The sequence below is a fragment of the Streptomyces sp. NPDC047000 genome, assembly GCF_040644295.1.
GTDB lineage: Bacteria > Actinomycetota > Actinomycetes > Streptomycetales > Streptomycetaceae > Streptomyces.
In genome coordinates, this window is the sequence record NZ_JBEYWE010000004.1 from 257747 (window position 1) to 273189 (window position 15443).

Genomic DNA, 15443 nt, shown 5'->3' on the forward strand with positions numbered 1-15443 from the left:
CCGACAACACCTGGGAACCGGCCGGGACACGCTTCCGGCCGCCCTCACCCGGTGGGACCCCCGCGACGCTCCCGAGACCGTTGTCCACAGCCCCACCGGAGTGTCACCCTGCGCCAGTAGGGTGTGAGACATGGCCGACCCCTCCAGCTACCGCCCCAGGCCGGGCGAGATCCCGGACTCCCCCGGGGTGTACCGGTTCCGCGACGAGCACCGCCGGGTGATCTACGTCGGAAAGGCGAAGAGCCTGCGCCAGCGCCTGGCGAACTACTTCCAGGACCTGGCGAACCTCCACCCGCGCACCCGGTCGATGGTGACCACCGCCGCGTCCGTGGAGTGGACCGTGGTGTCCACGGAGGTCGAGGCGCTCCAGCTGGAGTACACCTGGATCAAGGAGTTCGACCCCAGGTTCAACGTCAAGTACCGCGACGACAAGAGCTACCCCTATCTCGCGGTGACGCTGAACGAGGAGTTCCCGCGGGTACAGGTGATGCGCGGTCACAAGCGCAAGGGCGTCCGCTACTTCGGGCCCTACGGGCACGCGTGGGCGATCCGTGACACCGTCGACCTGCTGCTGCGCGTCTTCCCCGTGCGCACCTGCTCGGCCGGTGTGTTCAAGAACGCCGCCCGCACCGGCCGCCCCTGTCTGCTCGGCTACATCGGCAAGTGCTCCGCGCCCTGCGTCGGCCGCGTCGACCCCGACGGGCACCGGCAGCTCGCCGAGGACTTCTGCGACTTCATGGCCGGGCGCACCGGCACGTATCTGCGCCGCCTGGAGCGGCTGATGACCCGTGCGGCGGACGTGATGGAGTACGAGCGGGCGGCCCGGCTGCGCGACGACATCGAGGCCCTGAAGAAGGCCATGGAGAAGAGCGCGGTCGTGCTCGCCGACGCGACCGACGCCGACCTGATGGCGGTCGCCGAGGACGAGCTGGAGGCGGCCGTCCAGATCTTCCATGTGCGCGGCGGGCGGGTCCGCGGCCAGCGCGGCTGGGTGACGGACAAGGTGGAGGCCGTCACCACGGGTGACCTGGTCGAGCACGCCCTTCAGCAGCTCTACGGCGAGGAGACCGGGGACGCCGTGCCCAAGGAGGTGCTCGTCCCTGCGCTGCCGGAGCCCCTGGAGCCCGTCCAGGAGTGGCTGACCGGCCGCCGCGGGTCGAACGTCTCGCTGCGCGTCCCGCAGCGCGGCGACAAGAGGGCCCTGATGGAGACCGTCGAGCGCAACGCCCAGCAGGCGCTCGTCCTGCACAGGACCAAGCGCGCCTCCGACCTCACCACCCGCTCGCGCGCGCTGGAGGAGATCGCCGACGGTCTCGGTCTGGACAGCGCCCCGCTGCGTATCGAGTGCTACGACATCTCGCACCTCCAGGGGGACGACGTCGTGGCGTCCATGGTCGTCTTCGAGGACGGGCTCCAGCGCAAGAGCGAGTACCGCCGTTTCCAGATCAAGGGCTTCGCGGGGCAGGACGACGTCCGCTCGATGCACGAGGTCATCACCCGCCGCTTCCGCCGTTATCTCGCGGAGAAGGAGAAGACCGGCGAGTGGACGGCCGACGGCCCCGACGACACGCCCGGGCGCCCCGACGGCGCCGAGGCGTCCGGCACCGGCCTGCCGGCCGGTGTCCGCCCGGCCGACGGCAGCGCGCCTGACGGCAGCACGCCGGACGACGGGCCGAAAGACCTGGAAGACCTCAAGGGCCTGGAAGACCTCAGTGGCCCGAAGGACCTGAAGGACGACGACGGCCGGCCCCGGAAGTTCGCCTACCCGCCCCAGCTCGTCGTCGTCGACGGCGGCAAGCCGCAGGTCGCGGCGGCGCAGCGCGCGCTGGACGAGCTGGGCATCGACGACATCGCCGTCTGCGGCCTCGCCAAGCGCCTGGAGGAGGTCTGGCTGCCCGGCGAGGACGACCCGGTCGTCCTGCCCCGCACCAGTGAGGGCCTCTACCTCCTCCAGCGCGTCCGCGACGAGGCCCACCGCTTCGCGATCACCTACCAGCGCGCCAAACGCGCCCAGCGGTTCCGCGCGGGCCCCCTGGACGAGGTGCCGGGCCTGGGCGAGACCCGCAAGCAGGCGCTGCTCAAGCACTTCGGTTCGGTGAAGAAGCTGCGGGCCGCCACGATCGACCAGATCTGCGAGGTACCCGGCATAGGCCGTAAGACGGCCGAGACCGTGGCCGTGGCACTGGCCCAGGCCGCACCGGCCGCCCCGGCGGTGAACACGGCCACCGGAGAGATCATTGAGGAGGAGGCACCCGTGACGACGGCGGGTCCTCCTGGGGAGCCCGTGCCCGCGGGCACCCCGGACGGACGACGGGGGCAGGAGAGATGAACGAGCACGAGAAGCAGCCCACGCCGGAGCGAGACCGGGCCCACACGGACCCGGGCCCGGACCAGCCGCAGCCGGCGGTCCGGGAACCGGTCCAGGCGCCGGTCCAGGAAAACGGAGCACAGGTGAGTACGGACGTCACGGCAGCCGGGACCGCGGACACGGCCATCCCCGAGCTGGTGATCATCTCCGGCATGTCCGGGGCGGGCCGCTCGACGGCCGCCAAGTGTCTGGAGGACCTCGGCTGGTTCGTGGTCGACAACCTCCCGCCCGCACTCATCCCCACCATGGTGGAGCTCGGCGCCCGCTCCCAGGGCAACGTCGCGCGGATCGCGGTCGTCGTCGACGTGCGCGGCCGCCGCTTCTTCGACAATCTGCGCGAGTCCCTCGCCGACCTGGAACACCGCCAGGTCACCCGGCGCATCGTCTTCCTGGAGTCCTCCGACGACGCCCTGGTGCGCCGCTTCGAGTCGGTGCGCCGCCCGCACCCCCTCCAGGGCGACGGCCGGATCGTCGACGGCATCGCCGCCGAGCGCGAGCTGCTGCGCGAGCTGCGCGGCGACGCCGACCTGGTGATCGACACCTCCAGCCTCAACGTGCACGAGCTGCGCGCCAAGATGGACGCCCAGTTCGCCGGTGAGGAGGAGCCCGAGCTGCGGGCCACCGTGATGTCCTTCGGCTTCAAGTACGGCCTCCCCGTCGACGCCGACCTCGTCGCCGACATGCGCTTCCTGCCCAACCCGCACTGGGTCCCCGAGCTGCGCCCCTACACCGGTCTGAACGACGAGGTCGCCTCCTACGTCTTCAACCAGCCCGGTGCCAAGGAGTTCCTCGACCGCTACGCCGAACTGCTCAGACTGGTCGCGGCCGGATACCGGCGGGAGGGCAAGCGGTACGTGACGATCGCCATCGGCTGCACCGGTGGCAAGCACCGCTCCGTCGCCATGTCGGAGAAGCTCGCGGCGCGCCTGGCCGCCGAGGGTGTGGAGACGGTGGTCGTCCACCGGGACATGGGACGGGAATGACGGAACGCACTTCGCGGTTCGGCAGGCTGCGCCGTGTCGTGCCGCAGGCGCGCCCGGAGGGGACGTCCGTTGAACCGCGGACGGCCCGTCCCGCCGAGGCGCGCGGCGCACGACCGCGCCGGCGCGGCGCCCAGCCCAAGGTGGTCGCGCTCGGCGGCGGGATGGGCCTGTCCGCCTCGCTCGCCGCGCTGCGCCGTATCACCGGTGACCTCACCGCCGTGGTCACCGTCGCCGACGACGGCGGCTCCAGCGGGCGGCTGCGCGACGAGCTGGGCGTGCTGCCGCCCGGCGATCTGCGCAAGGCGCTCGCCGCGCTGTGCGGTGACGACGAATGGGGCCAGACCTGGGCCAGGGTCGTCCAGCACCGCTTCCAGTCGCAGGGCGAGATCAACGGGCACGCCGTCGGCAATCTGCTGATCGTCGCCCTGTGGGAGCAGCTCGGTGACCATGTGCAGGCCCTCGACCTGGTCGGCAAGCTGCTCGGCGCGCACGGGCGCGTACTGCCCATGTCCGCGCTCCCACTGGAGTTGCAGGCCCTGGTCAGGGGGCACGACCCGGAGCGGCCGGACGACGTCGACACCGTGCGCGGCCAGGCGACCGTGGCGCTGACCCCGGGCGAGGTGCAGTCCGTGCACCTGGTGCCCGCGGACCCGCCCGCCGTCCCGGAGGCCGTGGCCGCCGTGCTGGACGCGGACTGGGTGGTCCTCGGCCCCGGCTCCTGGTTCTCCTCGGTCATTCCGCACCTGCTCGTGCCCGAGCTGCTCGACGCACTCACCCGGACCAAGGCGCGCAGGGTGCTCTCGCTGAACCTCGTGCCGCAGCCCGGGGAAACCGCGGGCTTCTCCCCGCAGCGTCATGTGGAGGTTTTGGGGCGACACGCCCCTAAACTCGCCCTGGACGTGGTGCTGGCCGACGAAGCGGCCGTGCCCGACCGCGACTCGCTCATCGAGGCCGCCGAGCGGCTCGGAGCCGCGGTCGAGCTGGCTCCGGTGGCCCGGCCCGACGGAACCCCGAGGCACGACCCGGAGCTGTTGGCTGCCGCGTACGACCGTATTTTTCGGATGCATGGAAGGATCGGCCCATGGCGATGACGGCAGCGGTGAAGGATGAGATCTCCCGGCTCCCCGTCACCCGGACCTGCTGCAGGAAGGCGGAGGTCTCCGCCGTCCTGCGGTTCGCCGGCGGCCTCCATCTGGTCAGCGGGCGCATCGTGATCGAGGCGGAGCTGGACACGGCGATGGCGGCCCGGCGGCTCAAGCGGGACGTCCTGGAGATCTTCGGCCACACCTCCGAACTGATCGTGATGGCGCCCGGCGGACTGCGCCGCGGCTCGCGCTACGTCGTACGGGTGGTCGCGGGCGGCGATCAGCTGGCCCGCCAGACCGGCCTGGTGGACGGCCGGGGCCGCCCGATCCGCGGTCTGCCCCCGCAGGTGGTCTCCGGGGCCACCTGTGACGCCGAGGCCGCCTGGCGCGGGGCCTTCCTGGCGCACGGCTCGCTGACCGAGCCGGGCCGCTCCTCGTCGCTGGAGGTGACCTGCCCGGGTCCCGAGGCCGCGCTCGCCCTGGTCGGCGCCGCCCGGCGGCTGTCCATCGCCGCCAAGGCCCGCGAGGTCCGCGGGGTGGACCGGGTCGTCGTCCGCGACGGGGACGCGATCGGCGCCCTGCTCACCCGGCTCGGCGCGCACGAGTCCGTGCTCGCCTGGGAGGAACGCCGGATGCGCCGCGAGGTACGGGCCACGGCGAACCGGCTCGCCAACTTCGACGACGCCAACCTGCGCCGGTCCGCGCGGGCCGCGGTGGCCGCGGGGGCGCGGGTGCAGCGGGCGCTGGAGATCCTCGGCGACGAGGTCCCCGAGCACCTCGCCGCGGCGGGGCGGCTGCGTATGGAGCACAAGCAGGCCTCGCTGGAGGAACTGGGGGCGCTCGCCGATCCGCCGCTCACCAAGGACGCCGTGGCCGGCCGTATCCGCCGTCTGCTGGCGATGGCCGACAAGCGGGCCACCGACCTCGGGATCCCCGGCACCGAGTCCCTCCTGACGGAGGAGATGGCGGACAACCTGGTGGGCTGACACCTGCCCGGCCCGCACGGCGGACGGTTTCGACGAGGCGGATGCCACGGGGCGGGTGCCACGGGCGGCTGTACGGGACGGGTGGGACGGTCCGGCCCATCGGGCGGCCGCACAGGCGGGAGTTCCGCCCCCGCCGCCCCTTCCCGTCTCGTCCCGTCCCGGGGGCTCCGCCCCCGTGCCCCCGCACACCTCATATCCCTGCACACCCCGCACCCCCGCACCCCCTCTCCCCGGCGGGCCGTCGTGCGGCCGAACGGGCGACACCCCCGGCGTTTTCGGCGTTCTTGAGGCACCCTTGACTCGATCATGGAGTGACATGAGCCTGGCAACCTGTTCGCCGCCGGGGCGAACCGTACCCAGGGGGGTCCATGAGACTCAGAGCGAGATCTGTCCTCGCCGTCGGCGCGCTTCTCGCCGGTGCGGCGGGCCTCGCGCCCGTCGCCCACGCGCAAAGCGGGAGTCCGGCCGCCGCCGGTCAGGACGAGGTCAGGGTGTACCGCGCCGATGTGACCCCGCAGCAGTTACCGCTGCTGCTGAAGGCCGGGCAGGACGGGCACGAGCTGGGTGACCGGGCGGCCGGCGCCCGGAGCGGCGGCGGCAGGACGGGCGTCGAGCTCTATCTCACCGGCGCGCAGGCGGAGAAACTGGAGGAACAGGGCGTCGGCCTCACCGAGCACACCCTCTCCGGCCGGGCCGCGACACGTGTCGCGCAGGCGTCCCAGGGAGTGTTCCGCCCCTACAGCGGCGCGGGCGGCCTGGCGGAGGAGATCCTCAGGACCGGGCAGCAGCACCCGGACCTCACCAAGGTCGAGTCCATCGGCAGGACGGTCCAGGGCCAGGACATCCTCGCGCTCAAGCTCACCGGCGGCGCGAAGCGGTCCCCGGACGGGTCCAAGCCCTCCGTGCTGTACATGTCCAACCAGCACGCACGTGAGTGGATCACCCCGGAGATGACCCGCCGGCTGATGCACTACTACCTGGACCACTACCGGACCGACGCCAAGGTCAGGAAGATCGTCGACAGCACCGAACTCTGGTTCGTGCTCTCCGCCAACCCCGACGGCTACGACTACACCTTCCAGGACCCCGGCACCCGGCTGTGGCGCAAGAACCTGCGGGACGTCAACGGCGACGGTGTCGTCACCAGTGCCGACGGCGTCGACCTCAACCGCAACTTCGCCTACAAGTGGGGCTACGACGACGAGGGTTCGTCCCCGAACCCCACCAGCGAGACCTACCGCGGCGCCGCCCCGGACTCCGAGCCGGAGACCCGGGCACTCGACACCTTCGAGAAGCGCGTCGGCTTCACCTACGGCATCAACTACCACTCCGCCGCCGAACTCCTCCTCTACGGCGTCGGCTGGCAGGTCGCCACCCCGACCCCCGACGACGTCCTCTACAAGGCGCTCGCCGGCACTCCGGACAACCCGGCGGTCCCCGGCTACCGCTCCCAGGTCTCCTCGGAGCTCTACACCACCAACGGCGAGGCGGACGGGCATGCCGCCAACGTCAACGGCATGGCGATGTTCACCCCCGAGATGTCGACCTGTCAGACCGCCTCGGACCTCGACCCCGACGACGCCTGGAACGCCGCCGACTGCCGGTCGGTCTTCAACTTCCCGGACGACGAGAAGCTGATCCAGCAGGAGTTCGCGAAGAACGTCCCCTTCGCCCTGTCCGTCGCCGAGACCGCCGCGCACCCCGACCGGCCGGTCTCCACGGTCGGCCTGAGCGCCCCCGACTTCACCCCGGCCGCGTTCCCGGTGTCGTACGCGCGCGGCGCGGACCAGGAGGTCTCCGCAGTCGTCCGCAGGTCGGTGCGCGACAAACAGCTCAGGTACCGCGTCAACGGCGGCCGTGTCCAGGGCCGGGCGCTGCGTGCCTGGAAGGGCGGTGAGACGTACGGCGGCGCCGACAACCTCTACTTCGACGAGTACCGGGCGGCGGTCCGCGGCGGTGCGCCGGGTGACACGGTCGAGGTGTGGTTCACCGGTGAGACGAAGGGCGGCAGGAAGGTCTCCGGCGAACACTTCACCTACACCGTGGCCCGCCGGCCGGAGGCGGACGTCCTCGTCGTCGCCGAGGAGGGCGCGGCCGCCACGCAGACCCGGGCGTACACGGACGCGCTGAAGGCGGACGGGCACCGGGCGGTCGTCTGGGACGTCGCCACCCAGGGCGCCCCCGACGCGCTCGGAGTCCTCGCCCACTTCGCCACCGTCGTCCACTACTCCGGCACCGGCGGCCCGGCGAACGCCACCCAGCTCCAGCTGCGCGCCTACCTCAACGAGGGCGGCAGGCTGGTCGAGGCGGGGGAGCGGGCCGGCGGCCCGGTCGACCTCGGCGGCGGCAACCCGTCCGACGACTTCAGCCAGTACTGGCTGGGCGCCTACTCCCGTACGTCGACCCCCGGCGCCACCGGGTTCACCGGCAGCGGCAGGCTCGACGGGGTCACCGGGACGCTCGGCGACGCGCCGGGCAACCCGCTCGACCGGGCGGGCACGTACGCGGTGACCTCCGACCAGTTGCCGGCCGCCGCGTACCCGCAGTTCGCGAGCGCGGGCGCCGGCCGGTTCCCCGGGACCGTCAACCCGTACGGCCCCTACGCGGGTTCCTCCATGGCCGCCGCGGTCCACACCGACGACGCCTACAAGCGCCTCACCCGCACCGTCGACCTGACCGGGGTGAGCGCCGCCGACGAGCCCGCCCTCACCGCCCGGCTGCTGTGGGACACCGAGCCGGGCTACGACCACGCCGTCGTCGAGGTCCACACCGCCGGCGCCGACGACTGGACCACACTGCCCGAGGCGGGCGGGAGGACCAGCGACGCGGTGCCCGCCGAGTGCGAGGCCGGGTTCCTGGTCGCCGAACACCCCTGGCTGAAGCACTATCTGACGGTCGCCGCGAGCGGCTGCACCGCGACCGGCAGCAGCGGCGGCTGGCACAGCCTCACCGGCTCGTCGAACGGCTGGGAACCCGTCCGGTACGATCTGAGCGCCTACGCCGGCAAGCGGATCGAGGTGTCGATCGCCTACATCACCGACCCCGGCAGCGGCGGCCACGGCGTGCTCGTCGACGACGCGTCCCTGACCGTCGGCGGCACGGCCGTCCAGACGGAGGGCTTCGAGACCTCGCTCGGCGCCTGGAGCGTCACCGGACCGCCCCCGGGCAGCCCGGCGGTCCTGAAGGACTGGACGCGCACCGGGACCCTGTTCGCCACGTACGCGGCGGTCACCACCGGCCGGACCGTGCTGCTGGGCTTCGGCCTGGAGCAGGTCACCTCGGCGGCCGACCGGGCCGCCCTGCTCGGCAAGGCACTGACCGCCCTGCACGGATGACCCGGTCGGCTCAGCCGATCGGGCCATGGGTCACCACGGGAAGGACCGATGGGGCCGAACGGCCCGGGCGGTCCGTACCCTACCGGCGGGTACGGGCCGCCGTGCAGCCCACGGGGGCTTCTGAATGTCACCTCCGGGGCTGCATGGAGGTAGGGTCGGGGTTGGTCGGGGACATCCCAAATACAGCTCGTCGGCACCGCATAGCCGACGCACCAACGAGGAGTCGGTTCGTGACGATCCGCGTAGGCATCAACGGCTTCGGCCGCATCGGTCGTAACTACTTCCGCGCGCTGCTGGAGCAGGGTGCAGACATCGAGATCGTGGCTGTCAACGACCTGGGTGACACCGCGACCACCGCTCACCTGCTGAAGTACGACACCATCCTGGGCCGCCTCAAGCACGAGGTCACCCACACCGAGGACACCATCACCGTCGGTGGCCACACCATCAAGGTGCTGTCCGAGCGCAACCCCGCCGACATCCCGTGGGGCGAGCTCGGCGTCGACATCGTCGTCGAGTCGACCGGCATCTTCACCAGCAAGGCCGACGCCGAGAAGCACATCGCCGGTGGCGCGAAGAAGGTCCTCATCTCGGCTCCGGCCAAGAACGAGGACATCACCATCGTGATGGGCGTCAACCAGGACAAGTACGACGCGGCCAACCATCACGTCATCTCCAACGCGTCCTGCACCACCAACTGTGTGGCGCCGATGGCGAAGGTCCTCGACGAGAACTTCGGCATCGTCCGCGGCCTGATGACCACGGTCCACGCGTACACGAACGACCAGCGCATCCTGGACTTCCCGCACAAGGACCTGCGCCGCGCCCGCGCCGCCGCCGAGAACATCATCCCGACCACCACCGGTGCCGCCAAGGCCACCGCGCTGGTCCTCCCGCAGCTCAAGGGCAAGCTGGACGGCATGGCCATGCGCGTCCCGGTCCCGACCGGCTCGGCCACCGACCTGGTCCTGGAGCTCGGCCGCGAGGTCACCAAGGAAGAGATCAACGCCGCCTTCCAGAAGGCCGCCGAGGGCGAGCTGAAGGGCATCCTCGACTACACCGAGGACCCGATCGTCTCCTCCGACATCGTCAGCGCCCCGGCCTCCTGCACCTTCGACGCCTCCCTGACCATGGTCCAGGACGGCAAGAACGTGAAGATCCTCGGCTGGTACGACAACGAGTGGGGCTACTCCAACCGCCTCGTCGACCTGACGGTCTTCGTCGGCAACCAGCTCTGATCACCAGAGCGGACACCTCGATGTGAGGACAGGGCTCGGGCAGCCAAGCGGCTGCCCGGGCCCTGTGTCACGTGGCTCGCGCACCCGCGCTTCCGGGGGCGGGGCGGACAGCCCCGAAAGCCGTACGGAAGGGTCCGATCGGCCCTCGCGCGGGCCGTACGCCAGGTACGAGCCTCACACCACAGGCAGCCCTCTCGGCCACCAGAGCCTTCCCAGCCTTCTCTAGGAGTCCTCCCATGAAGACGATCGACGAACTTCTCGCCGAAGGCGTCGACGGCAAGCGGGTCTTCGTCCGCGCCGACCTCAACGTGCCGCTGGACGGCACCACCATCACCGACGACGGCCGCATCCGCGCCGTGCTGCCCACTGTGAAGGCCCTCGCCGAGGCGGGCGCCCGGGTCGTCGTCGCCTCGCACCTCGGCCGCCCCAAGGGCGCGCCGGACCCGGCCTACTCGCTCGCCCCCGCCGCCACGCGGCTCGGCGAACTCCTCGGCGCCGAGGTCGCGTTCGCCACCGACACGGTCGGCGAGTCCGCCCAGGCCGTGGTCGCGGGCCTGGCGAACGGCTCCGTGGCCGTCGTCGAGAACCTGCGCTTCAACGCCGGTGAGACCGCCAAGGACGAGGCCGAGCGCGGCGCCTTCGCCGACCAGCTCGCCACCCTCGCCGACGTCTACGTCGGCGACGGCTTCGGCGCGGTGCACCGCAAGCACGCCTCGGTGTTCGACCTCCCGGCCCGGCTGCCGCACTACGCCGGCTACCTGATCGCCAACGAGGTCGGCGTCCTGAAGCAGCTCACCGAGGACGTCAAGCGCCCCTACGTGGTCGCCCTCGGCGGCGCCAAGGTCTCCGACAAGCTCGCCGTCATCGACCAGCTCCTCGGCAAGGCCGACCGCCTCCTCATCGGCGGCGGCATGGCCTACACCTTCCTCAAGGCCAAGGGCTACGAGGTCGGCCGTTCCCTCCTCCAGGAGGACCAGGTCCCGGCCGTCACCGAGTACATCGAGCGCGCCGAGAAGACCGGCGTCGAGCTGGTCCTGCCGGTCGACGTCCTGGTCGGGGACGGGTTCCCGGACCTGAAGGCCAAGGCCCCGACCCACCCCGAGGCCGTCGCCGCGGACGCGATCCCGGCCGACAAGGAGGGCCTGGACAGCGGCCCCCGGACCCGTGAGCTGTACGCCTCGAAGCTCGCCGACGCGGCCACCGTCTTCTGGAACGGCCCGATGGGCGTCTTCGAGCACCCCGACTACGCCGAGGGCACCAAGGCCATCGCCCAGGCCCTCCTCGACTCCCCGGCCTTCACGGTCGTCGGCGGTGGCGACTCCGCCGCGGCCGTCCGCCTGCTGGGCTTCGACGAGACCGCATTCGGCCACATCTCGACCGGCGGCGGCGCCTCCCTCGAGTACCTCGAGGGCAAGACGCTCCCCGGCCTCGCCGCACTGGAGGACTGACCCCGATGAGCACCCGCACGCCGATCATGGCGGGCAACTGGAAGATGAACCTCAACCACCTCGAGGCCATCGCGCACGTCCAGAAGCTCGCCTTCGCCCTCACCGACAAGGACCACGAGGCCGTAGAGGTCGCCGTCCTTCCGCCCTTCACCGACCTGCGCTCCGTGCAGACCCTGGTCGAGGGCGACAAGCTGAGCATCAAGTACGGCGCCCAGGACATCTCGCAGTACGACTCCGGTGCCTACACCGGCGAGATCTCCGGCCCGCTGCTGGCCAAGCTCAAGTGCACCTTCGTGGTGATCGGTCACTCCGAGCGGCGCCAGTACCACAACGAGACCGACGAGCTGGTGAACGCCAAGGTCAAGGCCGCCTACAAGCACGGTCTGACCCCGATCCTGTGCGTCGGTGAGGAGCTGGAGGTCCGCGAGGCGGGCAACCACGTCGCCCACACCCTCGCGCAGGTCGAAGGCGGTCTGAAGGACCTCCCGGCCGAGCAGGCCGAGACCGTCGTGATCGCCTACGAGCCCGTCTGGGCCATCGGCACCGGCAAGGTCTGCGGCGCCGACGACGCGCAGGAGGTCTGCGCCGCGATCCGCGCCAAGGTCGCCGAGCTCTACAGCCAGGAGCTGGCCGACAAGGTCCGCATCCAGTACGGCGGCTCGGTGAAGTCCGGGAACGTCGCCGAGATCATGTCCAAGGCCGACATCGACGGCGCCCTGGTCGGCGGCGCGTCGCTGGACGCGGACGAGTTCGTCAAGATCGTGCGCTTCCGCGACCAGTAGTCCTGGCGTGAGTAGGCGGTAGCGGCGATCCGTCGTACCCTTGCGGGGGCATGGCCTGAGGGCCGTGCCCCCGTCGTCCATCCGAGTCCGAGGAAGTTGGTCCAGCCGTGGTTCTGGGGTTCTCGATCGCCCTGATCGTCTTCAGCCTGTTGCTGATGCTGCTGGTGCTGATGCACAAGGGAAAGGGCGGCGGCCTCTCCGACATGTTCGGCGGCGGCATGCAGTCCTCAGTCGGCGGCTCCTCGGTCGCCGAGCGCAACCTCGACCGCATCACCCTGGTGATCGGCCTGCTCTGGTTCGCCTCCATCATCGTCCTCGGCATCCTGATGAAGACGAACAACTGATCAGCTTCTCACAGCTGAGCCTGTTCCCCACGTAAGGCCCCATGTTCGGTACGTGCTCCTGAGCGCGGCCTATCATGGGGCTTGCGTCTTGGTGTGGGGGCTGTAACTCCGGACACTGGACGCGCGTTGGGCCTTACGTAGACTGAGGCGCTCGCAACGAGGCGACCGCCGGCTCGCTTCGCGGCACCATCACGCAGGGAGTTACGACCGTGGCAAGTGGCAACGCGATCCGAGGTAGCCGGGTCGGGGCGGGGCCGATGGGCGAGGCCGAGCGCGGTGAGTCCGCGCCCCGTCTGCGCATCTCCTTCTGGTGCTCCAACGGGCATGAGACGCAGCCGAGCTTCGCCAGCGACGCGCAGGTACCCGAGACCTGGGACTGCCCCCGCTGCGGCTTCCCGGCGGGTCAGGACCAGGACAACCCGCCGGACCCGCCGCGCACGGAGCCGTACAAGACGCACCTGGCGTACGTACGGGAGCGGCGCAGTGACGCGGACGGCGAGGCGATCCTCGCCGAGGCGCTCGCCAAGCTGCGCGGCGAGATCTGAGGAACACGGCAGGCCGGGCGCCCACGGGTGGCCGGTCTCCGCGGTCCGTACGGCCGCCGGAGGCATGACGAGGGCACCGCCGCGCTCTGCCGGTGAGCCCTTTCCGGCCCCGCGGCGGGCCGTGCGTCGCCATGTGCCGTTGACGGGGCCGGTGCGTACCGGCGGGGCGAGCGGGCCCGGGCCGTACGGGCCGGGGCCGGTGGGCCGTGCGGCCGGCGCCGTACGGACCTCCGCCTGCCCGGCAGGCGGATCCGGGCCGTCCGGTGAGGGCCGTTGGGCCCTGATCGGTACGCCGCTCAGCGCCGCTGTGACCGCTCGGCCCCCCGCCCGCGGCCTCCCGGTCCGGCCCCTCCGCGTCCGGGGGTCCACGGCCCCCACGGCCCTGCCGACAGGCGGGTTCCCGCGCGGCCCGTCACCCTGTTGATACCGGCGCGCCCCCGGGACGTACCTGTTGTCGCCCCCGGGGACGCCGTGACGTGGACGCGTGTCCCGTGCAGATCAATTAGGTTGGTACGAGTGGCGGGGCACGGCACACAGCAGGGACAAGCAGGAAAGAAGGCTGAAGTCCGAAATGAACGCAGACGGCCGCACCAGGCTCAATCAGACGCCCGAGTGGACCGCGCTCGCCAAGCACCGTGAGGAGCTCGGCGAGGTGCAGCTGCGCGAGCTGTTCGCCGCCGACCCCGGCCGCGGCGCGGGATACACCCTCCAGGTGGGTGACCTGCACATCGACTACTCCAAGCAGCTCGTCACCGACGAGACGCTGCGGCTGCTGCGCGAGCTGGCCGCCGCCACCGGTGTGTTCGAGCTGCGCGACGCGATGTTCCGCGGCGAGAAGATCAACACGACCGAGGGCCGCGCCGTCCTGCACACCGCGCTGCGCGCGTCGCGGGACGCGGTCGTCGAGGTGGACGGGGAGAACGTCGTCCCCGCGGTGCACGCCGTCCTCGACCGCATGGCCGACTTCGCCGAGCGGATCCGCTCCGGCGCCTGGAGGGGCCACACCGGAAAGCGCATCAGGAACATCGTCAACGTCGGCATCGGCGGCTCCGACCTCGGCCCCGCGATGGCCTACGAGGTGCTGCGCCGCTTCACCGACCGCGACCTCACGGTCCGGTTCGTGTCCAACGTGGACGGCGCCGACCTGCACGAGGCGACCCGCGACCTGGACGCGGCCGAGACGCTGTTCGTCATCGCCTCCAAGACCTTCACCACCATCGAGACCATCACCAACGCCACCTCGGCGCGCACCTGGCTGCTGGGCGAGCTGAACGCCGGTCAGGAGGCCGTCGCCAAGCACTTCGTGGCGCTGTCGACGAACGCGGGCAAGGTCGCGGACTTCGGTATCGACACGGCCAACATGTTCGAGTTCTGGGACTGGGTCGGCGGCCGTTACTCCTACGACTCCGCGATCGGCCTCGCCCTGATGATCGCGATCGGCCCGGACCGGTTCCGGGAGATGCTCGACGGCTTCCGGATCGTCGACGAGCACTTCCGCACCGCGCCCGCCGAGACCAACGTGCCGCTCCTGCTGGGCCTGCTGGGCATCTGGTACAACAACTTCCACGGCGCCCAGTCGCACGCGGTGCTGCCGTACTCGCACTACCTGTCCAAGTTCACGGCCTATCTCCAGCAGCTGGACATGGAGTCCAACGGCAAGTACGTCGGCCGGGACGGGCGTGCGGTCGACTGGCAGACCGGCCCGGTCGTGTGGGGCACCCCCGGCACCAACGGTCAGCACGCGTACTACCAGTTGATCCACCAGGGCACCAAGCTGATCCCGGCGGACTTCATCGGCTTCGCCAACCCGGTCGACGAGCTGAGCGAGCAGTTCGCCGCCCAGCACGACCTGCTGATGGCGAACTTCTTCGCCCAGACCCAGGCGCTCGCCTTCGGCAAGACGCCGGACGAGGTGCGTGCCGAGGGCGTGGCCGAGGAACTGGTGCCGCACAAGACGTTCCTCGGCAACCACCCGACGACCACGGTCCTGGCCGCCGAGCTGACCCCGTCGGTGCTCGGCCAGCTCGTCGCGCTCTACGAGCACAAGGTGTTCGTCCAGGGCGCCGTGTGGAACATCGACTCCTTCGACCAGTGGGGCGTGGAGCTCGGCAAGGTCCTCGCCAAGCGCGTCGAACCGGCTCTCACGGAGGGCGCGGAGGTCCCCGGCCTCGACGGGTCCACCAAGGCCCTGGTCGCCAAGTACCGGGAGCTGCGCGGCCGTAAGTGACCGCAGTGCCCAAGTGACCGCAGTGCAGTGAACGGCACGGACGAACGCGGGGCCCCACCGCACCGGTGGGGCCCCGCGTTTCTGGTTCTCGGCCCGGCCGGC

The 15443-nt window shown here is 71.3% G+C and carries 11 protein-coding genes; all 11 read left to right on the top strand.

Annotated elements, in window-relative coordinates:
- The first annotated feature begins 130 nt into the window (after nucleotides 1-130).
- The 11 genes from uvrC to pgi all read left to right on the top strand — a co-directional run bounded on the left by uvrC (nucleotide 131) and on the right by pgi (nucleotide 15341).
- On the top strand, nucleotides 131-2329 hold the full coding sequence (gene uvrC, locus ABZ862_RS09910; RefSeq protein ID WP_360955189.1) for an excinuclease ABC subunit UvrC: 2199 nt from the start codon (nucleotides 131-133) through the stop codon (nucleotides 2327-2329).
- On the top strand, nucleotides 2326-3351 hold the full coding sequence (rapZ, locus tag ABZ862_RS09915; protein ID WP_360955191.1) for an RNase adapter RapZ: 1026 nt from the start codon (nucleotides 2326-2328) through the stop codon (nucleotides 3349-3351). Before uvrC ends, rapZ begins: the two co-directional genes overlap by 4 nt.
- Nucleotides 3348-4442, top strand: coding sequence for a uridine diphosphate-N-acetylglucosamine-binding protein YvcK (yvcK, locus tag ABZ862_RS09920; protein WP_360955194.1), 1095 nt, complete (start codon nucleotides 3348-3350; stop codon nucleotides 4440-4442). The genes rapZ and yvcK overlap by 4 nt, the downstream gene beginning before the upstream one ends.
- Entirely contained in the window at nucleotides 4433-5422 is a 990-nt protein-coding gene (whiA, locus tag ABZ862_RS09925; protein ID WP_360955197.1) for a DNA-binding protein WhiA, read from the top strand. Before yvcK ends, whiA begins: the two co-directional genes overlap by 10 nt.
- 368 nt (nucleotides 5423-5790) lie before the next feature.
- Nucleotides 5791-8757: a M14 family zinc carboxypeptidase gene (locus ABZ862_RS09930; RefSeq protein ID WP_360955200.1), complete on the top strand. Its 2967-nt coding sequence runs from the start codon at nucleotides 5791-5793 to the stop codon at nucleotides 8755-8757.
- A 230-nt stretch (nucleotides 8758-8987) separates the two neighbouring features.
- Nucleotides 8988-9995: a type I glyceraldehyde-3-phosphate dehydrogenase gene (gene gap, locus ABZ862_RS09935; RefSeq protein ID WP_360955203.1), complete on the top strand. Its 1008-nt coding sequence runs from the start codon at nucleotides 8988-8990 to the stop codon at nucleotides 9993-9995.
- A gap of 236 nt (nucleotides 9996-10231) precedes the next feature.
- Entirely contained in the window at nucleotides 10232-11443 is a 1212-nt protein-coding gene (locus ABZ862_RS09940) for a phosphoglycerate kinase (protein ID WP_360955206.1), read from the top strand.
- 5 nt (nucleotides 11444-11448) lie between these two features.
- Nucleotides 11449-12225, top strand: coding sequence for a triose-phosphate isomerase (gene tpiA, locus ABZ862_RS09945; RefSeq protein ID WP_360955209.1), 777 nt, complete (start codon nucleotides 11449-11451; stop codon nucleotides 12223-12225).
- A gap of 107 nt (nucleotides 12226-12332) precedes the next feature.
- Nucleotides 12333-12569: a preprotein translocase subunit SecG gene (secG, locus tag ABZ862_RS09950; protein WP_360955212.1), complete on the top strand. Its 237-nt coding sequence runs from the start codon at nucleotides 12333-12335 to the stop codon at nucleotides 12567-12569.
- 209 nt (nucleotides 12570-12778) lie between these two features.
- Entirely contained in the window at nucleotides 12779-13114 is a 336-nt protein-coding gene (locus tag ABZ862_RS09955; RefSeq protein ID WP_079060169.1) for an RNA polymerase-binding protein RbpA, read from the top strand.
- Between the two features lie 571 nt (nucleotides 13115-13685).
- Nucleotides 13686-15341: a glucose-6-phosphate isomerase gene (gene pgi, locus ABZ862_RS09960; protein ID WP_360955215.1), complete on the top strand. Its 1656-nt coding sequence runs from the start codon at nucleotides 13686-13688 to the stop codon at nucleotides 15339-15341.
- Nucleotides 15342-15443 lie beyond the last annotated feature (102 nt).